General features: G+C 75.0%; 26 protein-coding genes and 1 tRNA gene. 15 read left to right on the forward strand and 12 right to left on the reverse strand.

Translation table 11 applies throughout. The annotated features are described in order from the left end of the window. The first annotated feature begins 18 nt into the window (after nt 1-18). On the forward strand, nt 19-759 hold the full coding sequence (locus GJV82_RS06835; protein ID WP_155098711.1) for a DUF2625 family protein: 741 nt from the start codon (nt 19-21) through the stop codon (nt 757-759). Between the two features lie 7 nt (nt 760-766). Here the strand turns inward: GJV82_RS06835 and sigJ (GJV82_RS06840) are convergent, their stop codons facing one another. Both sigJ (GJV82_RS06840) and GJV82_RS06845 read right to left on the reverse strand, forming a co-directional pair. After that, nucleotides 767-1,720, reverse strand: coding sequence for an RNA polymerase sigma factor SigJ (sigJ, locus tag GJV82_RS06840; RefSeq protein ID WP_155098712.1), 954 nt, complete (start codon nt 1,718-1,720; stop codon nt 767-769). Continuing rightward, nucleotides 1,717-2,475, reverse strand: a complete 759-nt coding sequence (locus tag GJV82_RS06845) for an SDR family oxidoreductase (protein WP_203231526.1) — start codon at nt 2,473-2,475, stop codon at nt 1,717-1,719. Before GJV82_RS06845 ends, sigJ (GJV82_RS06840) begins: the two co-directional genes overlap by 4 nt. A 106-nt stretch (nt 2,476-2,581) precedes the next feature. Here GJV82_RS06845 and GJV82_RS06850 point away from each other — a divergent pair, with 106 nt between their 5' ends. From GJV82_RS06850 to GJV82_RS06865, 4 genes are all read left to right on the forward strand, one after another. Continuing rightward, the gene (locus tag GJV82_RS06850; protein WP_024841709.1) at nt 2,582-3,301 is read left to right on the forward strand and encodes a GntR family transcriptional regulator; all 720 of its coding nucleotides are present in this window, start codon (nt 2,582-2,584) and stop codon (nt 3,299-3,301) included. A 29-nt stretch (nt 3,302-3,330) separates the two neighbouring features. Further along, complete coding sequence (locus GJV82_RS06855) at nt 3,331-4,944, forward strand: MmgE/PrpD family protein (protein ID WP_115943248.1); 1,614 nt, start codon at nt 3,331-3,333, stop codon at nt 4,942-4,944. Continuing rightward, nucleotides 4,944-5,861, forward strand: a complete 918-nt coding sequence (gene prpB, locus GJV82_RS06860) for a methylisocitrate lyase (protein ID WP_155098714.1) — start codon at nt 4,944-4,946, stop codon at nt 5,859-5,861. Before GJV82_RS06855 ends, prpB begins: the two co-directional genes overlap by 1 nt. Before the next feature lie 79 nt (nt 5,862-5,940). Next, nucleotides 5,941-7,077, forward strand: coding sequence for a bifunctional 2-methylcitrate synthase/citrate synthase (locus tag GJV82_RS06865; RefSeq protein ID WP_155098715.1), 1,137 nt, complete (start codon nt 5,941-5,943; stop codon nt 7,075-7,077). A gap of 73 nt (nt 7,078-7,150) precedes the next feature. On the opposite strand, the gene GJV82_RS06870 is transcribed toward GJV82_RS06865, so the two are convergent. From GJV82_RS06870 to GJV82_RS06895, 6 genes are all read right to left on the reverse strand, one after another. Further along, complete coding sequence (locus GJV82_RS06870; protein ID WP_155098716.1) at nt 7,151-8,383, reverse strand: NAD(P)/FAD-dependent oxidoreductase; 1,233 nt, start codon at nt 8,381-8,383, stop codon at nt 7,151-7,153. A gap of 75 nt (nt 8,384-8,458) precedes the next feature. Beyond that, nucleotides 8,459-9,664 carry an NAD(P)/FAD-dependent oxidoreductase gene (locus GJV82_RS06875; RefSeq protein WP_155098717.1) on the reverse strand — a complete coding sequence of 402 codons (1,206 nt, stop codon included), beginning with the start codon at nt 9,662-9,664 and terminating at the stop codon, nt 8,459-8,461. A 146-nt stretch (nt 9,665-9,810) separates the two neighbouring features. Next, nucleotides 9,811-10,755 (reverse strand): RNA polymerase sigma factor SigJ, encoded by a 945-nt coding sequence (sigJ, locus tag GJV82_RS06880; protein ID WP_155098718.1) that lies wholly within the window; start codon nt 10,753-10,755, stop codon nt 9,811-9,813. Nucleotides 10,756-10,877: 122 nt separating this feature from the next. Further along, nucleotides 10,878-10,951, reverse strand: a tRNA-Pro gene (locus GJV82_RS06885). Between the two features lie 177 nt (nt 10,952-11,128). Then, entirely contained in the window at nt 11,129-12,070 is a 942-nt protein-coding gene (locus GJV82_RS06890; RefSeq protein WP_155098719.1) for a metallophosphoesterase, read from the reverse strand. Continuing rightward, nucleotides 12,067-14,412: a transglycosylase domain-containing protein gene (locus GJV82_RS06895; protein ID WP_155098720.1), complete on the reverse strand. Its 2,346-nt coding sequence runs from the start codon at nt 14,410-14,412 to the stop codon at nt 12,067-12,069. The genes GJV82_RS06890 and GJV82_RS06895 overlap by 4 nt, the downstream gene beginning before the upstream one ends. Before the next feature lie 149 nt (nt 14,413-14,561). On the opposite strand from GJV82_RS06895, the gene GJV82_RS06900 reads away from it, so the two are divergent. Both GJV82_RS06900 and GJV82_RS06905 read left to right on the forward strand, forming a co-directional pair. Beyond that, nucleotides 14,562-14,726, forward strand: a complete 165-nt coding sequence (locus tag GJV82_RS06900; protein ID WP_115943240.1) for a DUF4177 domain-containing protein — start codon at nt 14,562-14,564, stop codon at nt 14,724-14,726. Next, complete coding sequence (locus tag GJV82_RS06905; protein WP_318657375.1) at nt 14,726-15,205, forward strand: RidA family protein; 480 nt, start codon at nt 14,726-14,728, stop codon at nt 15,203-15,205. Before GJV82_RS06900 ends, GJV82_RS06905 begins: the two co-directional genes overlap by 1 nt. Nucleotides 15,206-15,286: 81 nt before the next feature. Here the strand turns inward: GJV82_RS06905 and GJV82_RS06910 are convergent, their stop codons facing one another. Beyond that, nucleotides 15,287-15,964, reverse strand: coding sequence for a Crp/Fnr family transcriptional regulator (locus GJV82_RS06910; protein WP_115943238.1), 678 nt, complete (start codon nt 15,962-15,964; stop codon nt 15,287-15,289). Nucleotides 15,965-16,062: 98 nt separating this feature from the next. Between GJV82_RS06910 and nth the strand changes: the two genes are divergently transcribed. Then, entirely contained in the window at nt 16,063-16,782 is a 720-nt protein-coding gene (gene nth, locus GJV82_RS06915) for an endonuclease III (RefSeq protein WP_034605630.1), read from the forward strand. A gap of 9 nt (nt 16,783-16,791) precedes the next feature. Here nth and GJV82_RS06920 read toward each other — a convergent pair whose 3' ends face one another. Together GJV82_RS06920 and GJV82_RS06925 are read right to left on the reverse strand one after the other, a co-directional pair. Then, complete coding sequence (locus GJV82_RS06920; protein WP_318657376.1) at nt 16,792-17,730, reverse strand: alpha/beta fold hydrolase; 939 nt, start codon at nt 17,728-17,730, stop codon at nt 16,792-16,794. Beyond that, nucleotides 17,727-18,497, reverse strand: coding sequence for a winged helix-turn-helix transcriptional regulator (locus GJV82_RS06925; protein ID WP_024842262.1), 771 nt, complete (start codon nt 18,495-18,497; stop codon nt 17,727-17,729). Before GJV82_RS06925 ends, GJV82_RS06920 begins: the two co-directional genes overlap by 4 nt. Before the next feature lie 329 nt (nt 18,498-18,826). On the opposite strand from GJV82_RS06925, the gene GJV82_RS06930 reads away from it, so the two are divergent. Genes GJV82_RS06930 through GJV82_RS06940 form a run of 3 tightly spaced genes read left to right on the forward strand, consistent with a single transcriptional unit; the run spans nt 18,827 to nt 20,548 of the window. Continuing rightward, the gene (locus GJV82_RS06930) at nt 18,827-19,561 is read left to right on the forward strand and encodes a hypothetical protein (RefSeq protein ID WP_318657377.1); all 735 of its coding nucleotides are present in this window, start codon (nt 18,827-18,829) and stop codon (nt 19,559-19,561) included. After that, complete coding sequence (locus GJV82_RS06935; RefSeq protein WP_155098721.1) at nt 19,558-20,028, forward strand: thioredoxin family protein; 471 nt, start codon at nt 19,558-19,560, stop codon at nt 20,026-20,028. Before GJV82_RS06930 ends, GJV82_RS06935 begins: the two co-directional genes overlap by 4 nt. A 40-nt stretch (nt 20,029-20,068) precedes the next feature. Further along, on the forward strand, nt 20,069-20,548 hold the full coding sequence (locus GJV82_RS06940; RefSeq protein WP_155098722.1) for a DUF4395 domain-containing protein: 480 nt from the start codon (nt 20,069-20,071) through the stop codon (nt 20,546-20,548). A gap of 52 nt (nt 20,549-20,600) precedes the next feature. Here the strand turns inward: GJV82_RS06940 and GJV82_RS06945 are convergent, their stop codons facing one another. Beyond that, nucleotides 20,601-20,996, reverse strand: coding sequence for a DsrE family protein (locus tag GJV82_RS06945; RefSeq protein WP_318657378.1), 396 nt, complete (start codon nt 20,994-20,996; stop codon nt 20,601-20,603). A 256-nt stretch (nt 20,997-21,252) separates the two neighbouring features. On the opposite strand from GJV82_RS06945, the gene GJV82_RS06950 reads away from it, so the two are divergent. From GJV82_RS06950 to GJV82_RS06965, 4 genes are all read left to right on the forward strand, one after another. After that, nucleotides 21,253-21,849 carry an FABP family protein gene (locus GJV82_RS06950; protein WP_155098723.1) on the forward strand — a complete coding sequence of 199 codons (597 nt, stop codon included), beginning with the start codon at nt 21,253-21,255 and terminating at the stop codon, nt 21,847-21,849. Nucleotides 21,850-21,914: 65 nt separating this feature from the next. After that, complete coding sequence (gene ygfZ / locus GJV82_RS06955) at nt 21,915-23,057, forward strand: CAF17-like 4Fe-4S cluster assembly/insertion protein YgfZ (RefSeq protein ID WP_024842268.1); 1,143 nt, start codon at nt 21,915-21,917, stop codon at nt 23,055-23,057. Beyond that, nucleotides 23,054-24,202 carry an FUSC family protein gene (locus GJV82_RS06960; RefSeq protein WP_318657379.1) on the forward strand — a complete coding sequence of 383 codons (1,149 nt, stop codon included), beginning with the start codon at nt 23,054-23,056 and terminating at the stop codon, nt 24,200-24,202. Before ygfZ ends, GJV82_RS06960 begins: the two co-directional genes overlap by 4 nt. 101 nt (nt 24,203-24,303) lie before the next feature. Further along, entirely contained in the window at nt 24,304-24,618 is a 315-nt protein-coding gene (locus tag GJV82_RS06965) for a type II toxin-antitoxin system Phd/YefM family antitoxin (protein ID WP_155098725.1), read from the forward strand. Nucleotides 24,619-24,621: the final 3 nt, after the last annotated feature.

Genomic DNA, 24,621 nt, shown 5'->3' on the forward strand with positions numbered 1-24,621 from the left:
ATCTGGCATGATCCGGCCATGACTGTGAGGACGGCCGCGGAGCTCGCCGCGGTCGAGGACCCTGCGTGGCCGACGCTCTCCCGCATGCTCGGGCGCGCCGGCGTGGAGGTCGTCCCGCCTCCCGCGTGGTCGCTCGAGGTCCTCTACCGCCTCCAGGTCACGGTCCGCTCCACGCTCGGGGCGCTCGCGCTGCACACGGGCGGGGTGCTCGTCGACGGCGGGTGGCTCCGGATCATCGGCGGGGGCGGCGCCGGGCTGCCCGACCTCGCGACCGTCAACGGGCTGGGCGAGCCCGGTCCCGACAGCGTCGCCCCGGCCGTCCTCGTCGTCGCGTACGACGTGCTCGGCGGCACGTTCGCGATCAACGGCGGCGGGCTGCCGGGACCGCTGGGCAACGTCCACTACTTCGCGCCCGACTCGCTCTCGTGGGTCGACCTCGGGTTCGGCCAGGCCGCGTTCCTCGAGTGGGCGGTGAGCGGCGGGACCACCGAGTTCTACGCACCCGTCCGCTGGCCGGGGTGGTACGAGGAGGTCGGCGGCGTCCGTCTCGACGAGGGCCTGAGCCTCTACCCGCCGCTGTGGTCGGAGGAGGGGCGCGACGTCGCGCGGTCGTCGCGCACGACGGTGCCCCTCGGCGAGCTCGTGGACTGGCACTTCGAGATGGCCGAGCGCATGGCGCCCGTCGACGACTACGTGCGCGACGCCGACGAGCACCTCGACGGGTACGGCACGTGGCCCGCCGAGGGCTACCGGCCGTAGGCCGCGGTCACGCGCCGCCCGCGTCGAGCAGGTCCTGCGGCACCGCCCCGAGCTTGTCGGGGTTGCGCACGATGTCGAGCGCGGTGATGCGCCCGGTCGCGACCGTGAACGACATGACCGTGAGCACGCCCGACACGTCGCGCACGAGCAGGCCCGGCGTACCGTTGACGTCCACCACGCGCAGCGTCTCGGGCGGCTTGCGCAGGTAGGTGAGGAGCACGCGGCCCGCGGGCTCCGCGCCGTGGATCGTGCGCCGCAGGGTGCGGACCTTGCCGCCGCCGTCGCCGCGCAGCACGACGTCGGGGTCGAGCAGGCCGAGCAGCGCGGGCAGGTCCTGGCCCACGCACGCGGCGACGAACGCCTCGACGACCTGCTGCTGCTCGGCGCGCGTCGCCCGGCGGCGCGGGCGCCCGGCCTCGACGTCCTTGCGGGCGCGCGCGGCGAGCTGGCGCACCGCCGCGGGCGAGCGTCCGACGACGTCGCCCACCTCCTCGAACGGGAGCCCGAAGACGTCGTGCAGGACGAACGCGACGCGCTGCGCGGGGGAGAGGCGCTCGAGCACGACGAGGAGCGCCATGCTCACCTCCTCGTCGAGCGTCACGCGGTCCGCCGGGTCGGCCGCGACGGTCGACGTCGCGGCGGTCGCCACGGGGGACGCCGCTCCGGGCGGGGTGACGACGGGCTCGGGGAGCCAGGTCCCGACGTACCGCTCGCGCCGCACGCGCGCGCTGCCGAGCACGTCGAGCGCGAGGCGGCCGACCGTCGTGGTGAGCCACGCTGCGAGGTTACGGATCGACGCGGGGTCCTGCGTGCGCAGCCGCAGCCATGCGTCCTGGACGCAGTCCTCGGCGTCCGACCACGACCCGGTGGTCGCGTAGGCGAGGCGCAGGAGCCGGGGCCGCTCGGCCTGGAACGCACGCGCGACCTCCTCCGGCCCGGTCGTCGCGTCCGGCCCGGTCATCGCGCGGACGCGCGCAGCGTGCGCTGCACGGCCAGCCAGTCGCGGAACGTCGTGGTGCCGCGCGCATCCGGGTGCGGGTCGACGAGCGCGCCCGTGCGCAGCGCGCGCCCCAGCGCCCCGGGCAGGGGGACCCGCAGCGGCAGCGCGCGGGACCCCGTGGCCGCGCGCCACGCGCGCGCGGCGTCGCGCAGGTCGAGCACCTCGGGCCCGGTGACGGACGTGGTGCCGTCTTGCGGCTCGCGCGTCGCGGCGTCCGCGACGGCCGCCGCGGCCTCGGCCGCCGCGACGGGCTGCACGGCGGCGCGCAGGAGCGGCACGACGCCGCGGCTCGCGGCGCCCGCGAGGGTCCCGGCGACGAACTCGTGGAACTGCGTCGCGGCCACGACCGTCCACGGCACGCCGCCCGCCGCGACCGCCTCCTCCTGCTCGACCTTGACGCGGTAGTAGGCCATCGGCACATCGTGGCACCCCACGATCGAGACGACGACGTGGTGGCGCACCCCGGCGTCGCGCTCGGCGGCGAGCAGCCGCTGCGTCCCGCCGACGAGCGTCGCGCGCGCCCGCGCGACGGGCGTGCTGGCGTTGCTCGCGTCCACGACGACCTCGATCCCGTCGAGCGCGGCCGCGAGGCCCGTCCCCGTCGTGACGTCCACGGGGTAGTGCTCCGCGTGCCTGCTCAGGGTGCGTACCTCGTGCCCGCGCGCGCTCAGCTCCGCGACCACGTGCCGACCGATCGTCCCCGTCCCACCTGTCACTGCGATCCTCATGCCCGTACGACGAAGCAGGGGCCTCCCGTGTGACATCGCCGCACACCGACGACACTTGTATACAAGTGCGCAATCGCTGTGGCACGATGGCCGGGTGACGACGACGCCCGACCTGCGCGCCGCCGGGCCGGCGCCCGGCGACGCCGGGCTCACGCGCCGCCAGTCCGGGGCCCGCGCCGTCTACGACCTCCTGCGCGGGCGCATCATCGACGGCACGCTCGCGCCCGACGCGCGCCTCACCGAGCCCGTGCTGTCCGCCGAGCTCGGCGTCTCCCGCACCCCCGTGCGCGAGGCGCTGCGCCTGCTCCAGGCGGAGGCGCTCGTCGTCGAGCTCCCCACCGGGGGAGTGCGCGTCGCGCCGCTCGACGTCGCGGACGCGCGCCGCGTCTACGACGTCCGGGCCCGCCTCGAGGGCCTGCTCGCACGGGACGCGTGCGAGCGCGCGACGCCCGACGACGTCGCCCGGCTCGCCCGGCTCGTCGCGCTCATGGACGCCGTGCGCGACCACGAGGACGAGGTGCTGCGCGTCGGCGCCCAGTTCCACGGCGAGATCGAGGCGCTCGCGGACAACCGCTGGGGGTCGGCGCTCCTGCGCCAGATCCGCGGCCACGTCGACCGGTACCGCGCGCTCGCCGCGCGCCGCCGCGTCGGCACGACCGACCACGTGGACGAGCACCGCGCCGTCGCCGACGCGATCGCGAGCCGCGACCCCGGTGCGGCCGAGGCCGCGATGCGCGCCCACATCGAACGCAGCGCCGCCCTCGCCGAGCAGTCGCTGCGCGGCGCCGGGTCGGCGACCGACGACCTCCCCTGACCACCCACCACCGCACGACGGAGACACCGATGCCGTACACCCACCACCTGCGCGTCTACCCCAGCGCGGAGCCGCTCGACCGCGCCGACCAGCTCGCGTGGAAGCTCGCCGAGCTCGCGACCGACCCGGTCGAGGTCACGCCTGAGGTCGTCGACATGGTGATCAACCGCGTCATCGACAACGCGGCCGTCGCCGCCGCCAGCCTGACGCGCGGCCCGGCCGTCGCGGCGCGCGGACAGGCTCTCGCGCACCCGTACACGCCGGGCGCGACGGTGTTCGGCTGCGGGCTCGACACCCGCACGAGCCCCGAGTGGGCGGCGTGGGCGAACGGCGTCGCGGTGCGCGAGCTCGACTTCCACGACACGTTCCTCGCCGCGGAGTACTCGCACCCGGGCGACAACATCCCGCCGATCCTCGCCGTCGCGCAGCACGCCGGGTCCGACGGCGCCGCCGTGGTCCGCGCGATCGCGACCGGGTACGAGGTCCAGGTCGACCTCGTCCGCGCGATCAGCCTCCACCGGCACAAGATCGACCACGTGGCGCACCTCGGGCCGTCGGCCGCCGCGGGCATCGGGACGCTGCTCGGCCTCGACACCGAGACGGTCTTCCAGGCGATCGGCCAGGCGCTGCACACGACGACGGCCACGCGCCAGTCCCGCAAGGGCCAGATCTCCACGTGGAAGGCGCACGCCCCGGCGTTCGCGGGCAAGGTCGCGGTCGAGGCCGTCGACCGCGCGATGCGCGGCCAGACGTCGCCCGAGCCGATCTACGAGGGCGAGGACGGCGTCGTCGCGTGGCTGCTCGACGGCCCGGACGCGTCGTACGACGTCGTGCTCCCCGCGCCGGGGGAGCCGAAGACCGCGATCCTCGACACGTACACCAAGGAGCACTCGGCGGAGTACCAGTCGCAGGCGCTCATCGACCTCGCCCGCGCGCTGCACGACGAGCACCCGTGGCTCGCCGACCCCGACAACGTGACGAGCATCGTCATCCACACGAGCCACCACACGCACTACGTCATCGGGTCGGGCGCGAACGACCCGCAGAAGTACGACCCCACGGCGTCGCGCGAGACGCTCGACCACTCGATCCCGTACATCTTCGCGGTCGCGCTGCAGGACGGCGGCTGGCACCACGTCGACTCGTACACCCCCGAGCGCGCGGGCCGCCCCGACACGGTCGCGCTGTGGGCGAAGGTCACCACGGCCGAGGACCCCGAGTGGACGCGCCGCTACCACTCGACCGACCCGGCCGAGAAGGCGTTCGGCGGGCGCGTGGAGATCGAGCTCGCCGACGGCGGTCGCCTCGTCCGCGAGATCGCCGTCGCCGACGCGCACCCGCTCGGCGCGCGCCCGTTCGGGCGCGAGCAGTACGTGAAGAAGTTCCGCACGCTCGCCGCGGGCGTCCTGGAGGACGCCGAGATCGAGCGCTTCCTCGACCTCGCGCAGCGCCTCCCGTCGCTCACGCCCGCCGAGGTGCGCGAGCTGACGATCGTCGGGCGGCCCGGGCTGCTCGACTCCGTCCCGACGCCGACCGGGCTCTTCGAGCTCGGGCGCGACGACGCCCCCGCCCACGGTGAGTTCGAGGGCGACGGGTTCACCATGCACGAGGCCGACGAGACGACCGAGGGAGAGGCGCGCTGATGCTGTACAGCCAGGTGACGCCGTCGGACAAGCGGCGCGCGTTCCGCGCGGCGCTCGAGGCCGCGGCGACGACGGGGGAGCCGCTGCGGCTCCCGGGCGCGTTCAACCCGCTCTCCGCGCGCCTGATCCAGGACAAGGGCTTCGAGGGCGTGTACGTGTCCGGGGCCGTGCTGTCGGCGGACCTCGGCCTGCCCGACATCGGCCTGACGACCCTCACCGAGGTCGCGGGCCGATCCCAGCAGATCGCGCGCGTGATCGACCTGCCCGCGCTCGTCGACGCCGACACCGGGTTCGGCGAGCCGATGAACGTCGCGCGCACCGTCCAGGCGCTCGAGGACGCGGGCGTCGCGGGCGCGCACGTCGAGGACCAGGTCAACCCCAAGCGGTGCGGCCACCTCGACGGCAAGGAGGTCGTCGGTCTCGACGAGGCGGCCAAGCGCGTCCGCGCGGCCGCCGACGCGCGCAGGGATCCCGGCTTCCTGATCATGGCGCGCACCGACGTGCGCGGCACGATCCCGGGCGACGCCGGGCTCCGGGCCGCGATCGACCGCGCCAAGGCGCTCGTCGACGCGGGCGCGGACGCGATCTTCCCCGAGGCGATGAAGGACCTGTCGGAGTTCGAGGCCGTCGCGTCCGCCGTCGACGTCCCCGTGCTCGCCAACATGACCGAGTTCGGCAAGTCCGAGCTCTTCACGCGCCGCCAGCTCGGCGACGCCGGCGTCCGCCTGATCATCTACCCCGTGACGCTCCTGCGCGTCGCGATGGGCGCGACCGAGCGGGCGCTCGACGAGATCGCCGAGACCGGCACCCAGGCGGGGCAGGTCGAGGGCATGCAGACGCGGGCACGCCTCTACGAGCTGCTCGACTACGCCGCCTACAACACGTTCGACGAGGGCATCTTCACCTACCGGCCCTGACCACCGACCGGTGCCGCGGCCGCTCCGCCCGGCCGTGGCACCGGCACCCGCGACCCGTGCCGCACGAAGGAGTGACCGCATGACCACCCCCACCGCACCGACCACCGACGCACCCGAGATCCGCAAGGGGCTCGCCGGCGTCGTCGTCGACGTCACGTCGATCTCCAAGGTCAACCCCGAGACGAACTCGCTGCTCTACCGCGGCTACCCCGTCCAGGACCTCGCCGCGCGCCGCAGCTTCGAGGAGGTCGCCTACCTCCTGTGGCACGGCGAGCTCCCCACGCCCGAGCAGCTCGCCGAGCAGACCGCCGTCGAGCGCGCCCACCGCGCCCTGCCGGGCAACGTCCGCAACGCGATCCTCGAGCTCCCGACGACGTGCCACCCCATGGACGTGTGCCGCACCGCGATCTCCCAGCTCGGCGCGCACGACCCCGATGCCGAGGACTCCTCGCCCGAGGCCGAGCAGGCGAAGGCGCTGCGCCTGTGGGCCGTGCTGCCCGCCGTCGTCGCGCTCGACCAGCGCCGCCGTCGCGGCCAGCAGATCGTCGACCCGCGCGACGACCTCACCTACGCCGAGAACTTCCTGTGGATGACGTTCGGCGAGGAGCCCGAGCCCGCGGTCGTGCGCGCGTTCGAGGTGTCGATGGTGCTGTACGCCGAGCACTCGTTCAACGCGTCCACGTTCACCGCGCGCGTCATCACGTCCACGCTGTCCGACCTGCACTCCGCGGTGACCGGCGCCGTCGGCGCGCTCAAGGGCCCGCTCCACGGCGGCGCGAACGAGGCCGTCATGGCGACGTTCGCCGAGATCGGCACCGCCGACCGCGCTGCGGCGTGGCTCGACGACGCGCTCGCGCACAAGCGCAAGATCATGGGCTTCGGGCACCGCGTCTACAAGCACGGCGACTCGCGCGTGCCCACGATGCGCGCGACGCTCGACGACCTCGTCGCGCACTACGGCCGCCAGGACCTCCTCGACCTGTACACCGCGCTCGAGGCCGCGATGACCGAGCGCAAGGGCATCCTGCCGAACCTCGACTACCCGGCCGGACCGGCGTACCACCTCATGGGCTTCGACACCCCGATGTTCACGCCGCTGTTCGTCGCGTCGCGCGTCGTCGGCTGGACGGCGCACGTCATGGAGCAGCGCGCAGCCAACGCGCTCATCCGCCCCCTGAGCGAGTACGTGGGCCCGGAGCAGCGCGAGCTCCCCTGACCCGCCGAACATGCGGTTGCCGCCCGTCAGGAGAGTGGGACGGGCGGCAACCGCATGTTCGGCGCACGGGGAGTCAGCCGACGAACGACTCCAGCGCGGCGCGGTCGACGGCCTCGCGGTGGATGAGGGCCTTGACGTCCTCCATGCGGTCCCAGACGTTGACGGCCATGCCGGCCTCGACCCGGCCGTCCTTGACCCAGAACGCCACGAGCTCGCGGTCGGGGAGGGAGCCGGAGACGACGACCTCGTCGTACGCGTCCGGGCCCGCGACGAAGCCGAGGTACTCCATGCCGACGTCGTACTGGTCGGAGAAGAAGTAGGGGAGCTCGGGGTAGGGGTCGGTCGCGCCGAGCATCGCGCGCGCCGCGTGCGGGCCCTGGTTGAGCGCGGTCGCCCAGTGCTCGACGCGGACCGACCGCCCGTACCGCGCGGTCGGCACGCTCGCGATGTCGCCGGCGACGAAGACGTCGGGATCGGTCGTCTGGAGCGTCGCGGAGGCGACGACGCCGCCCGTCGTGGAGTCGAGCGCGAGGCCCGCGTCCCGGGCGAGCGCGACGTTCGGGACCGCGCCGACGGCGACGAGCACGAGGTCGGCGTCGACGTGCGTGCCGTCGGCGATGTCGACGCCGGTCGCGCGGCCGCCCTCGCCGGAGATGCCCGTGACCTGAGCGCGGCGGTGCAGGTGGACGCCGTGGTCGGTGTGGACCTGGCCGTAGAGCTCGCCCATCTCCGGCCCGAGCACGCGCTCGAGCGGGTGGGCGCCGAGACCGATCACGGTGACGTCGAGGCCGATCGTGCGGGCCGACGCCGCGATCTCCAGCCCGATCCACCCGTCGCCGACGATCGCCAGCCGACCCTTACCGTCCTCGTGGGCGGCGCGCAGCGCGGCGGCGAGGGACTCGGAGTCGTCGAGCGTGCGGAGCTCGTGCACGCCGTCCAGGTCGACGCCCGGCAGCGGGATGCGCCGGGGGTCGGAGCCGGTGGCGAGCAACAGCCTGTCGTACGGCAGCGACCGGCCGTCGTCGAGCGTCACGCTCCGCGCGCCGAGGTCGAGCGCGGTCGCCTCGGTCCCGGTGAGGAGCTCGACGTCGTGCTCGGCGTACCAGCCCGCGGCGAGAGGGAACACGGAGTCCCGCTCGACCTCGCCGCGCAGGTAGTCCTTCGACAGCGGCGGGCGCTCGTACGGGTGGTGCGGCTCCCGCGCGACGACGGTGAGCCCGCCGTCGTACCCCTCGTCGCGGAGGGTCTCGACCGCCTTCGCGGCGGCGAGGCCGCCTCCGACGACGACGTGGCGTCCGGCGCTCATGACGACCTCCGCGATCCTGGGGAACGGCGACGGGCTCAGTCTCGCGCGTTCGCCCGCGCAGCGCCCGGCGTGCGGTCAGAGGGCGGTCGCGCCCGCCGGCTCGTCGGCCCGCGCGGCGGACCGCACCACCCGGCGGCGCCGGGACGGCACGCCCATCGTCGGGTGGGTTACGGCCCAGACGGCGCTGCGGGTGACGAGCTCCTTGTAGAGCACCGCCACGCGGCCGGAGAGCGCGCGGTCCTTCGACCGGTCGTCCGCCGTGACGAACTGGATCAGCCCGTCCGAGCGCCCGAGCGAGATGCACTGCTGCACGTACCGGATGCCGACGCGCGGGACCTCGCCGCCGCTGAGCCGCGCGGCGACGGCGTCGGCCGCCTGCCAGGCGGTGGGCGTGCCCGAGGCGCACGACATGCGCAGCGGCTTGCCGCCCGGACCCATCGCGCTCGCGGCGTCGCCCACGACGTACACGTCGGGGTGGGACACCGACCGCATCGTGGCGTCCACGACGATCTGGCCGCGGTCCGTCGTCTCGAGCGCGGTGGCGCGGGCGAGCGGGTGGACGGCGAAGCCCGCGGTCCACACGGTGACGTCGGCGGGCAGCACGGTGCCGCCGGCCGTCGTCACGCCGTCCGGCCCGACGGCGGCGACGGACGCGTGCTCGTGGACCGTGATGCCGAGCCGGTCGACGACCGTACGCAGGTGGGCGCGGCCCTTCTCCGAGAGCCAGTCGCCGAGGCCGCCGCGGGCGACCAGCGCGACGTCGAGCCCGGGGTGCGCCTCGGCGACCTCGGTCATGGTCTCCAGACCCGCCAGCCCGCCGCCGACGACGACTGCCCGGCTGCCCGGCTCCAGCGCGGCCAGGCGCTCGCGCAGGCGCAGGGCGCCCGGACGGCTCGACACGTCGTGCGCGTGCTCCGCGACGCCGGGGACGCCGTCGACGTCCCAGCCGCTCCCGAGCGCGTAGACGAGCGTGTCGTACTCGACGACGTCGCTGCCGGTCCCGTCGGGCGCGGTGGTCGTCACGGTCTTGGTGTCGACGTCCACGTGCGTCACGCGGCCGAGCCGCAGCTCGACGCCGGTGCCGGCGAAGATCTCGGCGAACGGCCGAGGCGCGAGGTCCTGGCCCGCGGCGAGCTGGTGCAGCCGCACGCGCTCGACGAAGTCCGGCTCGGGGTTCACGAGCGTGATGGAGACGTCCTCGCGGCGCAGCCGCTTGGCGAGACGGCCGGCGGCGACGGTTCCGGTGTAGCCGCCACCGAGGACGACGATGCGGTGCTGCATGGTCCTGCTCCTGTCTGCGAGGGGCCCGCGCCGGTCCGGCGCGGTCGTGCCCCTTGAACCGGGCAGCGGGCCGGTTCCTGACAGGGTTGAGGTGTGACGCCGATCACACCCGCTCGGTGGGGAGCGGGCGACCCGTGCCGGACGGGTCAGAGGACGGCGAGCGGTGCGACGCCGCCCCTCGCGGCCGCCCACTGCGCCGTCGCGCGCTGCAGCTTGTCGGGGTTCACCTGGTTGTGGACCGCGGCGATGCCGTCCGCGGTGACCTCGAGGCACGTGATCCCGACGACGCGGCCGTCCGCGACCGCCACGACGGCGGGGCCGCCGTTCGCCGTCGTCGCGTACACCTCGGTCGCCGCGCCGACGTAGTTCCGCGTCGCCCCGCCCGGCTTGAACAGGCCGCGCAGGAACGTCGCGACCGCCGTCGCGCCCAGGAAGCCCTTGGCCCGGGCGGGCACCGTGCCGCCGCCGTCGCCCACGGAGAACGCGTCCTGCGTGAGCAGCGGCACCAGCGGCTCCGTGCGGCCGCTCGTGGCCGCGGCGAGGAACTCCTCGACGATCTGCCGCGCAGCCGCCTCGTCGATGTCGGTGCGCGCCTTGCCCTCCGCGACGCGCTTCTTCGCATGGTGGTACGTCTGCTGGCTCGACGCCTCGGAGACCTCCAGCATCTCCGCGATCTCGCGGTGCGAGTGGTCGAACGCCTCGCGCAGCACGTACACCGCCCGCTCGTGGGGCGACAGCCGCTCCAGCAGCACGAGCACCGCGTACGACACCGACTCGCGCTGCTCCGCCGTGTCCGCCGGACCGAGCATCGGGTCCCCGGCGAGCAGCGGCTCCGGGAGCCACGTCCCCACGTACGTCTCGCGCCGCCGCCGGGCCGACGAGAGCTGGTTGAGGCAGATGTTCGTGAGCACCTTCGTCAGCCACGCCTCCGGCACCTCGATCCGCCCGACGTCGGCGCCCTGCCAGCGCAGGAACGTCTCCTGCACCGCGTCCTCCGCCTCGCCCGCGGAGCCGAGCATGCGGTACGCGATCGCCGTCAGCCGGGGCGCGGCGTCCTGGAACCGGTCCACGTCGACAGCGCTCAGGGGCATGCTCGCGGATACTACTCGCCCGCTCCGACCTGCCTCCGGGCGCTTCCGCCGCACCGGGATCACGGGGGACGCAAGAGGCCCTCTGACCAGCGTCGCGCCGGCCAGAGGGCCTCTCACAAGGGTCGGGGTGACAGGATTTGAACCTGCGACCTCTTCGTCCCGAACGAAGCGCGCTACCAAGCTGCGCCACACCCCGGTTGCTCCGTCTGCTGGTGGTCGACGAGTAGACCTCGTCTTCCGCGTCGGAAGCCTGCCCAGAATAGCCGACGAAGTGCCGTGCGACGAAACTCGATCCGCGTGACCCCGGTGACACCCGCGTCCGCGGCGCCGCTCCGCCCGTCGCGGGCCGTCCGACGCGGGCACGCCGCGAGGCTCAGCGCGCCGTGAGCGTGAGCAGCGTGGCCTCGGGCCGGCAGGCGAACCGCACCTGCGCGTACGGCGACGTCCCGGCGCCGGCGGAGACGTGCAGCCACGTCGACGCGTCGCCGCCGGGGGCGTCGGGCCGGGCGCCGGGCCAGCCGTGCAGGCCCTTCGCGCGGCGGCGGTCGATGTCGCAGTTCGTCACGAGCGCGCCCAAGCCGGGCACGCAGAGCTGGCCGCCGTGGGTGTGGCCCGCGAGGACGAGGTCCGCGCCGTCGTCGTGCATGGAGTCCAGCACGCGCCGGTAGGGCGCGTGCGTGACGCCGACGCGGAGCACGGGCTCGTCCGTGGCCGAGCCCGCGGGCTCAGGAGCGGGGAACACGTCCCGGTCGAGGTGCGGGTCGTCCACGCCGATGAGATCGAGGCGGACGCCGCCCACGCGCAGCGCGTCACGACGGTTCGTGAGGTCGACCCACCCGGCGTCGCGCATCGCGGTGGCGAGCTCGCCCGCCGGGAGGAGGCGCGCCTCGCTCGCGAACGGCACGCGGGCGTCCGGCAGGAGGTAGCGCGCGGGGTTCTTGGGCACCGGCGCGTAGTAGTCGTTCGACCCCATGACGAAGGCGCCGGGGACCGCGAGCAGCGGCTCGAGCGCGTGCAGCAGGGGAGCGAGGGAGTCGACGTGCGCGAGGTTGTCCCCGGTGTCGACGACGAGGTCCGGCTCGAGCTCGGCGAGCGAGCGGACCCACTCGATCTTGCGCCGCTGGGACGGGATGAGGTGGAGGTCCGACACGTGCAGCACGCGCAGGTCGTGCGACCCGGGCGGCAGGACCGGGACGGTGGCCTCGCGGACCGTGAAGAGCTTCGTCTCGACGTGCGCGTACGCGACGCCTGCCGCCCCGACCGCGGCGAGCGCGCCGAGGCCGCGCAGGGCCCGGCGCGCGCCCGCGGCGCTCAGCCGTTCCCCCCGGCGCCGAGGGAGTCGAGCCAGTCGGCGAGACCGTCGCGACCCCCGCCGTTGCCGCGGTCGCCACGGTCGCCGCGACCGCCGCCGTCGGCCTCGTCGCCACCGCCGCCGCCGGGGCCACGGCCCTCGTCGCCTCTGCCACCCTGGTCGCCGTCACCAGGGTTCGAGTCGGACGGGTTCCGCGGGGGCGGGGCGGGCGCGTTGACGCGGTTCCAGTCGGGGTCGGCGAAGCCGGGGGCGGGCTTGCCGGCGAGGACCTGGTTCATGTAGTCGCGCCAGGTCGGTGCGGCGAGGCTCGAGCCGTACCAGTACGAGCGGGACGTGCCGTTGATCGTGAAGGGGCGGCCCGTCGTGCGCATGCTCATCTCGACGTCGCTCTCCGCGTTGCCGATCCACACCGCCGTCGACACCTGCGGCGTGTAGCCGATGAACCAGGTGTGCTTGTTGAGGTTCGCCGTGCCCGTCTTGCCGGCCGCGGGACGGCCGTCGGCGAGGCTGTTGCCCCGACCCGAGCCCTGGGTGAGCACCTGCTGCAGCGCGTAGGTGACGGTGTTCGCGATGGCCGGGTCGACGGCGTTCTCCCGGCAGTCCGCGGACGGGACGGGGAGCTCCTGGCCGTCGGCGTCGAGGACCTTCGTGATCGCGATCGGCTTGCAGTACGTGCCGCCCGAGGCGAACGTCGCGTACGCGGCGGCCATGTGCAGCGGCGACGAGTTCTGCGTGCCGAGGATCATCGAGGGGTTGATGTGCACGTCGCCCTCGTCCTTGATCATCGACGGCGTGAAGCCCGCCGACTTCGCCGTGTCGGCGACGCCGCACATGTCGAGCTTGCTCGCCATGGTCGTGTACGCGGTGTTGACCGAGTTGTACGTCGCCTTGAGGACCGACATCGAGCCGGTGCCCGGGCCGTCGGAGTTCGCCGGCGTCCACTGCTCGTCGCCGAAGCGGATGCAGCTGCCGTGGAAGTCGCGGCCGAGCGTCCACGTGCGCTTGTTGGCGCTGACCGTCTCGTACAGCGAGTGCCCCTCCTTGAGCCACTGCGTGAGGAGGAACGGCTTCCACGTCGAGCCGGGGGAGAAGCCGCGCGAGCCGCCGTGCGCCTCGTCGGTGCTGTAGTTCACCGCCGTGGTGTTGGGCGCCGGGTCCTGCGTGGCGTCGTACGCGCGGTTCTGCGCCATCGCGAGGATCTTGCCCGTGCCGGGCTCGACGGACACGATCGCGTCCTCGAGCCGGCTCGGGTCGTCGGCCGGGACGGCCGCGGCCGCGTGCTGCTGGGCCGCCGCCTGCATGGCCGGGTCGAGCGTCGTGTAGATGTCGAGGCCGCCGCGGTACAGACGCGCCTCGCGGTCCGCCTTCGTCTCCCCGAACACCGGGTCGGACATGATGATCTTGGTGACGTAGTCGCAGAAGAACGCGGCGCCGCCGGCGGCCTGGCAGCCCGCCTCGAGCGGCTGGATGTTCAGCGTGTCGCCGATCGGCGTCTTCCAGCCCGTGTCGTACTCCTCCTTGGTGATGTACCCCTGCTGGTACATCGTGAGGAGCACGGTGTTGCGGCGCGACTGCGCCAGCTCGGGGTCGACGCTCGGGTCGTACTTGCCCGGGGCCTTGGTGATGCCCGCGATCGTCGCGGCCTGGATGTAGTCGAGCTCGGCCGCGGTCGTGTTGAAGTAGTGCCGCGCCGCGGTCTCGACGCCGTAGACGGAGCGACCGAACTGCGCGATGTTGAGGTACCCCTGGAGGATCTCCTCCTTGGTCATCTTCTTCTCGAGCGAGATGGCGAGCTTCGCCTCGCGGGCCTTGCGGCCGAGCGTGTCGGCCTTCGCCTCGTGCTGCGCCATGACGTCGTCGTCGCGCACGGCCTGCTCGATGAGCACGTTCTTCACGTACTGCTGCGTGAGCGTCGAGGCGCCCTGCGTGGAGCCGCCCGTGAGGTTGTTGACGAACGCGCGCGGGATGCCCTCGACGTCGACCCCGCCGTGCTCCCAGAAGCGCTTGTCCTCGATCGCGACGACCGCGTTCTTCATCGCGTCGGAGACCTGGTCGAGCGGCACGACGATGCGGTTCTCGGTGTAGAACGTCGCGAGCCGCGTCGTCCCGTCGTTCGCGTAGATGCGCGACTGCTCGGACAGCGGACCCGGCTCGAGGTCGGCGGGCAGCTCGTCGAACACCTCGACCGCGGTGTCGGTCGCGGTGTTCGCCCCGGCGGCGAACGGCACGAACAGCCCCGCGGCGAGCACGCCGCCCACGCCGGAGACCAGCACGAACGCCAGGAGGAGCGCGACGAGCTGGTACGCGTTGATCTGCCGACCGCGAGGACGCACAGGGGAAGCCATGGTGACAACCCTACGGGAGCGACCCTGGGAGGGGCCCGGGGATGCGCCTCGTGGGGGTGTGCACGTTGTGTGAGCATCCCGAGGCGGCGTGCCACCGGACGGTCGCACCGGCTGCGGCGCGGGGTCCGGCGGCGGACTACGCTCGCCCCATGGCTACCACGTGGGAGTACGCGACCATCCCTCTCATCATCCACAACACCAAGGCCGTCCTCGACCAGTGGGGCGCCGACGGCTGGGAGCTCGTGCAGGTGGTGACCGGGCCCGACGGCAACGGTCTCGTCGCCTACCTGAAGCGCCCGACCGGGGAGAAGTAGTGGGTTCCGGGAGGGTCGCCGCGCGGCTCGCCGAGCTCGGCCTCGAGCTCCCGGCGGTCGCGGCGCCCGTCGCGGCCTACGTGCCCGCGCTGCGCTCGGGCCGGTACGTGCACACGTCGGGCCAGCTCCCGTTCGTCGACGGCGCGCTGCCCGCGACCGGCAAGGTCGGCGAGGGCGAGGGGCTCGTCGCCCCCGACGTCGCGGCGGGCCTCGCGCGGCAGTGCGCGCTCAACGCCCTCGCGGCGGTGCACGACGTCGTCGGCGACCTCGACCAGGTCGCGCGCGTCGTCAAGGTGGTCGGGTTCGTCGCGAGCGACCCGTCCTTCACCGGTCAGCCCGGCGTGATCAACGGCGCGAGCGAGCTGCTCGGCGAGGTGCTCGGCGAGGCGGGCGTGCACGCGCGCAGCGCCGTCGGCGTCGCGGTCCTGCCGCTCGACGCCCCCGTCGAGGTGGAGATCGTCGTCGAGCTCGCGTCGTAGCGCGGCCCGTCCCGGACGAGAACGGGGTCGGTGCCCGGTCCACGTGGACCGGGCACCGACCCCGTCGTCGTCGAGGCGGTGTCAGCGCGCGCGGCGCTCCAGGCGGTCGAGGTCGAGCAGGACGACCGCGCGGCCCTCGCGGCGGACCCAGCCGCGCGTCGCGAAGTCGGCGAGCGCCTTGTTCACGGTCTCGCGCGACGCGCCGACGAGCTGCGCGAGCTCCTCCTGCGTGAGGTCGTGCGCGACGCGGATGCCCTCGTCGGTCTCTTCGCCGAAGCGGGTCGACAGGTCGAGCAGAGCCTTGGCGACGCGACCGGGCACGTCGGAGAAGACGAGGTCCGCGAGCGTCTCGTTCGTGCGGCGCAGGCGCCGGGCGAGCGCGTTGAGCAGGTGCTTGGCGACGCTCGGGTGCTTCTCGATCCACTCGACGAGCTGGTCGTGGCCGAGCTCGTAGATCACGGAGTCGGCCACGGAGCTCGCGGTCGCGGTGCGGGGGCCCGGGTCGAACAGCGAGAGCTCGCCGAACATCTCGCCCGGGCCGAGGATCGACAGGAGGTTCTCGCGGCCGTCGTTGGAGCGGCGGCCCAGCTTGATCTTGCCGCTCGCGATGACGTAGAGGCGGTCGCCCGGCTCGCCCTCGCGGAACAGCACGTCGCCCCGGGAGAGCTCGATCTGCTGCATCGACTCGAAGAGGGTGCGCGTCTCGTCCGCGTCCATGGTCGCGAACAGGGGGGCGGAGAGCACAACGTCGTCGTCCACGCGGGGTGTCCTATCGTCTCGTCCTCGAAGAATGGTCCAGGACAAGTCTGCCCTACGGCCGCAACTCGGGTGTCGGGGGCGGCCGCTACGGTGGGTCCGTGACCACCACCGAGCCCGCCCGGGCGCCGCGGCCCGAGTCGCACCTCGCACTGGTCCGCCGCGCGCGCCGCACCAACCGCGAGCTCGCGGCGACGTACCCGGACGCGCACTGCGAGCTCGACTTCACCACGCCGCTCGAGCTGCTCATCGCGACGGTCCTGTCCGCGCAGACGACGGACAAGCGCGTGAACCTCACGACGCCGGCGCTGTTCGCGCGCTACCCCGACGCCGCGGCGTACGCGGGCGCGGACCGTGCCGAGCTGGAAGAGCTCCTGCGCCCCACGGGCTTCTTCCGCGCGAAGGCGCAGTCCGTGATCGGGATCGGCCAGGCGCTCGTCGAGCGGTTCGACGGCGAGGTGCCGCCGCGGCTCGAGGACCTCGTGACGCTGCCCGGGGTGGGCCGCAAGACGGCGAACGTCGTGCTCGGGAACGCGTTCGGCGTGCCGGGGCTGACCGTGGACACGCACTTCGGCCGCCTCGTGCGCCGTCTCGGCTGGACCACGGAGGAGGACCCGGTCAAGGTCGAGCAGGTCGTCGGGGGTCTGATCGAGAAGTCGGAGTGGACGATGCTCTCGCACCGGCTGATCTTCCACGGGCGCCGCGTGTGCTTCGCGCGCAAGCCTGCGTGCGGTGCGTGCAGCATCGCGCGCTGGTGCCCGTCGTTCGGTGTCGGCGAGGTCGACCCGGTCAAGGCGGCGAAGCTCGTCAAGACGAGCTGACCCCGAGCCTCAGCCCTGGGCGACCCGGGGGAGCCAGTCGAGCAGGAGGTCCGTCACCGCGTCGGGGGCCTCCTCGGGCAGGAAGTGCCCGGCGTCGTCGATCACCTCGAAGCGGAAGTCGCGCGCGAGCGCGGCGCCGTCGGCGTCGGCGAGGTCGCGCCGCAGGAGGCCGTCGCGCCCCGCGTGGACCTGGAGCGCGGGCACGTCGACCGGGCGGCGGAGCGCGGCGAGGTAGCGGCGCCCGTCCGGCCGGGGCGTCGAGCGCACGGCCCAGCGCAAGGACTCCATCGCGGTGTGCGCCGCGAACGGGATCCGCATGACGGTGCGGTACGTGTCGACGACGTCGGGCGCGAAGGGCGTCGCGGCCCCCGTCGCGAGCACCTCGGCCACGAGGTCGCCGCGCACGAGCGCGCGCTCGGGCAGGGTCGGCACCTGGTAGAACGCGAGCTGGCGCGCCGCGGCGGGCGTGAGCAGGCGGCGCGCGGACGTGTGCAGGCGTGCGGGGTGGGGTGCGGAGAACGCGGCCACGCCCGCCGTGACGGCGGGCTGGAGCGCGGCCATCGACCACGCGAGGCTGCCGCCCGTGCCGTGCCCGACGACGACGGCGCGCCCGGACCCGAGCGAGCGGATCACCCCGGCGATGTCGCGCGTGCGCGTGGGGGCGTCGTAGCCGATCGGCGGCTTGTCGGAGGCGCCGACGCCGCGCACGTCCATCGCGGCGACGCGGTAGCCGGCCGCGGCGAGCGGCTCGACCTGGTGGCGCCAAGCCCACCAGAACTGCGGGAACGAGTGGAGCAGCACGACGAGCGGCGGGCCCGGGTCGCGCACGCCCCGGTCCTCGGGCCCCGCGAGGGCCACGTGGAAGCGCGCGCCGTTGGCCGGGATGAACTCGTGCCGCCACGGCCCGTCGGGCAGCGCGGAGGTGAAGTCGGAGGGGTCGTGCGTCACCCGGACGAACCTACCGGTGTCCCCGTGCCACCGTCGGCGGACGAGCCTGCCGACCCGGCGTCGGCCTGGGCGGCCTCGTCGGCGGGGCGACGGTCCTTGGGCGGGTCGAAGCGGTACCCGACGTTGCGCACGGTCCCGATGAGCTGCTCGTGCTCGGGCCCGAGCTTCGCGCGCAGGCGGCGCACGTGGACGTCGACCGTGCGGGTGCCGCCGTAGTAGTCGTAGCCCCAGACCTCCTGGAGGAGCTGGGCGCGCGTGAACACGCGGCCCGGGTGCTGGACGAGGTACTTGAGGAGCTCGAACTCCTTGTACGTGAGGTCGATGGGCCGCCCGCGCAGGCGCGCGGTGTAGCCGCTCGCGTCGATCGCGAGCTCGCCGGCGGCGATCTCCTGCGGGCCGTCGTCCGCGGGGCCGCGCGCCGAGCGCTCGACGACGAGCCGCAGGCGGGCCTCGACCTCCGCGGGGCCGGCGCCCTCGAGCAGCAGGTCGTCCGCGCCCCACTCCGCGGTGACGACGGTGAGCCCGCCCTCGGTGAGGACGAGCACGAGCGGGACGGTCAGGCCGGTCGCGTGCAGGAGACGGCACGTGGTGCGGGCCGCGACGAGGTCGCGCCGCGCGTCGAGCAGCACGACGTCGGAGTCCGGCGCGTCGACGAGGGCCGAGGGCTCCATGGGCAGGACCCGGATCCGGTGCGAGAGCAGGCCGAGAGCGGGCAGCACCTCGACGGAACCGCCTGTCGCGGGGGTGAGGATGAGCAGGTCGGCCATCCGGCACCTCCTTCCGGGTCGCGGGGCGCGGGCGGCGCCCGGGGCGTCGACGCGTGGCGACCGGGCCGGACGGGGCCTCTGCGGGGGCTCGCCACGACATCGGCCACGGTCTCGGCCCGTGGATGGTTACCGTATCGCGTGCCGGGCGCGCCGTGGCCGAACGTCTCACGCCCGGCGCGAGGTGACGCCGCGCGCCGCGCGTCCCCGCCGCCCTCGGCGGGCCCGGGGACCCCGGCCGGGGAGCGGCCCCGCGCGAGACTCTGCGACACTCTGAGGCGTGCTGCACGACCCGACGCCCTACCGCGACCCCCGAACGGGGCGCTGACCGCGTGGACCTCTCGACCCGTGCCGTGGTCACGGCATGCCTCGCGGCGGGCGTCGCCGTCGCCGCCTTCTTCGGACCCCTCGCGCTCACCGCGGCGTCGGGCGCGCTCGCGCTGGTCGTCGCGATCGGGTGGCCGCGGCTCCTCGACGTGCCCGTCCACGGCGGGACGCGCGTCGTCGTCGCGATCGCCGGTCTCGGTGCCGTCGGTGCGACCGCCGCGACGCACGGCGAGCCCGCGCTGCGCCACCTGCCCGTCGTGCTCGCGCTCGCCGTGGTCCTCGCGTTCGTCGCCGAGCTCCTGCGGCGCGACGGGCGCCCGCGCCTCGTCGAGTCGCTGATCGGCACGGTGAGCGGGATCGTCGTCGCGGTGTCGTGCGCGGGCTGGATCGCGACCGGCCGCACGGACGCCGGCGAGTCCCTCGTCGTCACGTGCGCGGTCGCGCTCGCCGTCGCGTCCGCGGTGTCCGCGCTGCCGCTCGGCGGGTGGACGAACGCCGCGCTCACGCTCGGCCTCGCCGTCGTCGCGGGCGGTGCCGTCGGCTACGTCATGCCGGACCTCGACCTGCTCAGCGGCGTGTGGTCGGGCGTCGTCGCGGGCCTCCTCGTCGCGTCGCTGCACGCGCTGTTCGACCAGCTCCCGGAGCTGCGCGGCCGGCTCGGCGCGTTCTCGGCCACCGCGCTGCCCGTCGCCGTCGGCGGGACGCTGATCTTCGTCGTGGGGCGGGTGATCGTGGGATGACGCCGGCCGTGCTCCCCGCGCTCCTCCTGCTCGCGACGTTGCTCGCGACCGTCGTGCTCGGCGCGTGGTGGCGGCGCCGCCAGGGCGTCGTCCGCTCCGCGCGCGGCGAGCCGGACGACGCCGCGGGCGCCGTCGTCGACTGGGCGGCGCACGGCGTCGACCTGGGCGAGCGCCGCACGTTCGTCCAGTTCTCGGCGGAGCTGTGCGCGCCGTGCCGCGCCACGGCCCGCGTGCTCGGCGAGGTGAGCGCGTCGCACCCCGACGTGACGCATCGTGAGATGGACGTCGACGACCACCTCGACCTGGTGCGAGCATTCGGCGTACTGCGCACGCCGACCGTCCTCGTGCTCGACGCGCAGGGCCGCGAGGTCGCCCGCGCGAGCGGGGGGATGAACCGCGCCCAGGCGCTCGCGGCGCTCGCCGTGGGCGAGGGCCCGGAGACGGTCCCCGCGGGCGTACGCGCCTGACCGCAGCCGTCCCCCGACGGCGCCGACCCGAGGAGACCGCATGAGCGACGAGGCAGGCCGCACGGAGACCGCCGCCGGACCGGGCGACGCGCCCGTCGGCATCGACCCGCGCGGCCCGCGCGCGGGCGCGGGCATCACGGCGCTCCTGCTCGCGGTCGTCATCCTGCTGTGGACGTCGACCGCCGCGCTCGTGCTCCTCGCGGTCGTCGCCGCGAGCTTCCTGCTCGGTGCCGTGCGCGGCGCCCAGGGCACGTGGCAGGCGTGGGTCTTCCGGACGGTCCTCCTCCCGCGCATCGGCCCGACGGCGGAGCGCGAGGACCCGCGTCCGCCGCGCTTCGCGCAGGCCGTGGGCCTCGTCATCACCGGCGCGGGCGTGGTGCTGGGCCTCCTGGGCGTCGCGGCGGCGGTGCCGGTCGCGGCCGTGCTGGCGCTCGTCGCCGCCGTGCTCAACGCCGCGTTCGGGCTGTGCCTCGGCTGCGAGCTCTACCTGCTCCTGCGCCGGGTCGCCCCCGCGCGCTGACGCGCACGGCCGGTCGGCGGTCGGGCAGAGGCGCCCGGTCAGCGAGGGCCGGTCAGTAGACGAGCGCCTGCGCGCCCTCGCGCAGCGCCTCCTCGACGAACACGGCCGCGCCCGCGATCCGCACGCCGGGCAGCACGTCGTCCGCCGTGATCTCCCGCCGTGCGGCGCACTGCGTGCACACCGTGAGCGTCCCGGCCGCGAGCACGGCGTCCAGGAGGTCGGGCAGCGGGGCCGCGTGCTCGAGCTCGAGCTCGGCCGCGCGGCCCGGCACGCCGAACCATGCCGCCTCGCCCGTGAGCCACACGCTCACCTCGACGCCTGCCGCGACGGCGGCCGCCGCGACGGTGAACGCCTGGTTCGCGGCCTCGGGCCGGTCGAGCCCGGACGTCGCCTTGACGACGAGCGAGCGGGGGCGGGCGGTCACGCGGGGGTCCACGACGTCGGTCACGCGCCGAGCGTAGCGCCGCCCGACGGGCGCCCGGGGGCCACGGCGTGCGCGCTCCGGCCGGCCGGTAGGATCGGCGGCATGAGTCCGCACACTCTCGAGCTGATCTTCCTCGGCCTGCTCATCGCGGCGACCGTCACCATCACGTGGTTCGCGGGGTACGTCGTCTACAAGCTCTACAAGGGCCAGCGCTGACCCCGCGCGGGGCGCTGCCCCGCCCGGGCTCGTCGCGTCGCCCGACTCCGAGAGGTGGTCGCTGATGCCGTTCGAGTTCCCCGAGGGCCTCGCGCCCGAGGTGTACCCGCTCGCCTGGCTCGTCGGGAGCTGGCGCGGCGAGGGGGTCGTCAAGTACCCGGGCGTCGAGGAGACGCCGTTCGTCCACGACGTCGAGTTCGACCACGACGGCGGCCCCTACCTGCGCTACCGCTCGACGTTGCGGGTCCTCGAGGCCGACGTCCCGGAGACCGTCCCCGACGAGGGGGAGTGGCCCGAGCGGGACGCGGCGACGCTGGACGCCGCCGCGGCCGACGCGCCGGTCTGGTCGACCGAGACCGGCTACTGGCGCGTCTCGACGGACCGGCCGGACGGGCTCGAGGACGACCGTCACCCCCTCGAGGTGCTGATCGCCGACCCCGCGGGCCGCGTGTCGGTGTACCTCGGCGCGGTCGGCAACGGCCGGGTGGACCTCGCGAGCGACCTCATCGCGCGCACGTCCACCGCGTCGGAGGTCACGGCGTCGAAGCGCCTCTACGGGTACGTCGAGGGCCAGCTCCTGTGGGTGTGGGAATTGGCGGCCTTCGGTGAGCCGTTGCAGTCGTACGCGTCCGCGAAGCTGAGCCGGCGCCCGACGGCCTGACGACGGGCCGCGCGGGCCGGGAGAGGCCCGCCGGACCCGGACGCGCCGACGAAGGAGGACCACCCGTGACCACCGGTTACACCAGCCCGCTCCTGTCCCGCCACGGTGCCGTCCCCGCGACGGGCCCCGACGAGGGCGTCGCGTGGCACTACGGCGACCCGACCGGTGAGCAGCGCGCCCTGCGGACGGGCGGCGCCGTCGTCGACCAGTCGCACCTCGGCGTCGTGACCGTCACGGGGCCCGACCGCCTGAGCTGGCTGCACTCCATCACGTCGCAGGACCTCACGACCCTCGCCCCGCGCGCGTCGACCGAGCTCCTCGTGCTCTCGCCGCAGGGACACGTCGAGCACGCCGCGGCCGTCGTGGACGACGGCTCGACGACGTGGCTCGTCACCGAGCGCTCGCACGCCGCCGACCTCGCCGCGTGGCTCGACCGCATGAAGTTCATGCTGCGCGTCGAGATCGCCGACGCGACCGACGACTGGGCCGTGCTGGGCGAGCCCGTCGACGCCGAGGGGGCCGAGGGCGAGCCCGTGACGTGGCGCGACCCGTGGCCGCGCGTCACCGGCGGCGGCACGCGCTACGGGCCGCCGGAGGACGAGCACCCCGGGCGGGAGCGCCCGTGGCGCCTCGTGCTCGTGCCGCGCGACCAGCTGGCCGACGCCGTCGCCGCGCGCGAGGCCGCCGGGTGGCGCCTCGTGGGCACGTGGGCGAGCGAGGCCGCGCGCGTGGAGGCGTGGCGCCCGCGGCTCGCGACCGAGGTCGACCACCGCTCGATCCCGCACGAGACCGACTGGCTGCGCACGGCGGTCCACCTGCACAAGGGCTGCTACCGCGGGCAGGAGACCATCGCGCGCGTGCACAACCTCGGCCGCCCGCCGCGGCGGATCGTCATGCTGCACCTCGACGGCTCCGGGCACCTGCTGCCGGTGGCCGGCGCCGAGGTGACGCTCGACGGCCGCGCCGTGGGGACCGTGACGTCGGTCGCGCGCCACCACGAGCTCGGGCCCATCGCGCTCGCCGTGCTCAAGCGGAGCGTGCCCGAGGACGCGGAGCTGCTCGTCGACTGCGACGGCGGTGCGATCTCCGCCGCCCAGGAGGTCGTCGTGCCCGGGGAGGGCGTCTCGGCGGACCGTCCCGCGCCGCGGGGCCCCGTCGCCCGGGGCATCACCCCGCGCGGCGAGGGCGCGCCGACGAGCATGCTGTGACGTCCGGGTCGGCGCACGGTCCGGCGGTCGGCCCCGGTGCGGTCGACGTCGCCCGGACGGCATGGCGCCGGCTCCTGCTGCGTGCGCGCGTGCGCCAGGGCGGCTCGCGCGTGCGCGCCGCGCTCGTCCCCGTCCTCCTGGCCGCCGCCGCGGCCGGCATCGCCTACGGGATCGCGCGGTACGGGCTCGGGCACGCCGCCCCGTTCTTCGCCCCGGTCGCGGCGTGGATCTGCCTAGGGTTCAGCCCCGACCGGCAGCTGCGCCGCGTCGCCGAGGTCGCGGTGGGCGTCGCGATCGGCGTCGGCCTCGGCGACGTCGTCGTCCACGCGATCGGCTCCGGCTGGTGGCAGATCGCCGTCGTCGTCGCGGTCTCCGCGCTCGCGGCGCGGTTCATCGACCGCGGCGCGATGCTCACGACGCAGGCGGGCGTGCAGGCCATCGTCATCGTCGCGCTGCCCGTCGCGCAGTCCGGCGGGCCGCTGGGCCGCTGGACGGACGCGCTCGTGGGCGGCGCGGTCGCGTTCGCGGTCGCGGCCCTCACGCCCGGCGACCCGCGCCGTCGGCCGCGCCTGCTCGGCGCGGAGGCCATGACGGAGCTCGCCGAGGTGCTCGACGTGCTCGCGCGCGGGCTGCGCTCGCGCGAGCGCGGCGACCTCGACGCGGCGCTCGTCAAGGGCCGCGCGTCCGAAGGTGCGCTCGAGGAGTGGCAGTCGTCCGCGTCGTCGGCGCGCGAGCTCGCGCGCGTCAGCGCCGCCGGGCTCCGCCACCGGGAGGAGCTGGGCGTGCTCGAGCGGCAGGCCGTGCTCGCGGACCGCGCGATGCGCAGCGTGCGGGTCCTCGCGCGCCGTTGCGTGCCGGTCGCGACCGGGCCCGAGGAGCGCGACCTGTCCGCGCTCGCCGACCTCGTGGCCCGCCTCGGCACGGGCGTCCACGTGCTCGCGGAGGCCGTCGGGTCGGGCCGGGACCCGGCCGTCACGCGCGAGGTGCTGCTCGAGGTCGCGCGCGCCGCGGACCCGCACGTTCTCGGCGCCGGCGACTGGCAGGTGCAGTCGCTCGTCCTGCTCGTGCGCTCCCCGGTCGTCGACCTCCTGGAGGCGGCGGGCGCCACGCCGGAGCAGGCGCGCGCCGCGCTCCCCGAGCTCTGACGCGCCCGGACGGGCGCCGCCGCGGACGCCGTGCCCGTCCGGTGCGAAACCGGACGATCTTCACCCTGCACAGCGGCGGCCCGGGCCGGTACGGTCGGGGCATGGAGGTCCCCGTCAGCGCCCTGCGCGCCGAGCTCAAGTCGTGGATCGAGCGGGCCAGGGAGGGCGAGGAGGTCGTCATCACGGAGCGCGGCGTCCCCGTGGCGCGGCTGACGGGCGTCGCGACGGCGGACCTCGTCACCGAGCTCGTGCGTGACGGCGTGCTCGTGCCGCCGGCGGGCGAGCGCCCCGTCCACGCGGTCCCCGCCGCCGCGGACGTCGCCCGGGCGAGCGCCCCCGACGGCGCGCGGTCGACCGACGGGTCGCGCGCCTCCCGCGGCGGCGTCGCGGCGCTCGTGCGCCGCATCCGGCGCTGAGGG

This window comes from Cellulosimicrobium composti, assembly GCF_009711085.1.
Classification (GTDB): domain Bacteria; phylum Actinomycetota; class Actinomycetes; order Actinomycetales; family Cellulomonadaceae; genus Cellulosimicrobium; species Cellulosimicrobium composti.

What these genes read in the sequence shown, in the direction of transcription:
- GJV82_RS06835 (WP_155098711.1), top strand. Translation starts at nt 19, where the DNA reads ATGACTGTGAGGACGGCCGCGGAGCTCGCCGCGGTCGAGGACCCTGCG.
- sigJ (WP_155098712.1), bottom strand. Translation starts at nt 1,720, where the DNA reads ATGACCGGGCCGGACGCGACGACCGGGCCGGAGGAGGTCGCGCGTGCG.
- GJV82_RS06855 (WP_115943248.1), top strand. Translation starts at nt 3,331, where the DNA reads ATGCCGTACACCCACCACCTGCGCGTCTACCCCAGCGCGGAGCCGCTC.
- prpB (WP_155098714.1), top strand. Translation starts at nt 4,944, where the DNA reads ATGCTGTACAGCCAGGTGACGCCGTCGGACAAGCGGCGCGCGTTCCGC.
- GJV82_RS06865 (WP_155098715.1), top strand. Translation starts at nt 5,941, where the DNA reads ATGACCACCCCCACCGCACCGACCACCGACGCACCCGAGATCCGCAAG.
- GJV82_RS06870 (WP_155098716.1), bottom strand. Translation starts at nt 8,383, where the DNA reads ATGAGCGCCGGACGCCACGTCGTCGTCGGAGGCGGCCTCGCCGCCGCG.
- GJV82_RS06875 (WP_155098717.1), bottom strand. Translation starts at nt 9,664, where the DNA reads ATGCAGCACCGCATCGTCGTCCTCGGTGGCGGCTACACCGGAACCGTC.
- sigJ (WP_155098718.1), bottom strand. Translation starts at nt 10,755, where the DNA reads ATGCCCCTGAGCGCTGTCGACGTGGACCGGTTCCAGGACGCCGCGCCC.
- GJV82_RS06895 (WP_155098720.1), bottom strand. Translation starts at nt 14,412, where the DNA reads ATGGCTTCCCCTGTGCGTCCTCGCGGTCGGCAGATCAACGCGTACCAG.
- GJV82_RS06900 (WP_115943240.1), top strand. Translation starts at nt 14,562, where the DNA reads ATGGCTACCACGTGGGAGTACGCGACCATCCCTCTCATCATCCACAAC.
- GJV82_RS06925 (WP_024842262.1), bottom strand. Translation starts at nt 18,497, where the DNA reads ATGGCCGACCTGCTCATCCTCACCCCCGCGACAGGCGGTTCCGTCGAG.
- GJV82_RS06935 (WP_155098721.1), top strand. Translation starts at nt 19,558, where the DNA reads ATGACGCCGGCCGTGCTCCCCGCGCTCCTCCTGCTCGCGACGTTGCTC.
- GJV82_RS06940 (WP_155098722.1), top strand. Translation starts at nt 20,069, where the DNA reads ATGAGCGACGAGGCAGGCCGCACGGAGACCGCCGCCGGACCGGGCGAC.
- GJV82_RS06950 (WP_155098723.1), top strand. Translation starts at nt 21,253, where the DNA reads ATGCCGTTCGAGTTCCCCGAGGGCCTCGCGCCCGAGGTGTACCCGCTC.
- GJV82_RS06965 (WP_155098725.1), top strand. Translation starts at nt 24,304, where the DNA reads ATGGAGGTCCCCGTCAGCGCCCTGCGCGCCGAGCTCAAGTCGTGGATC.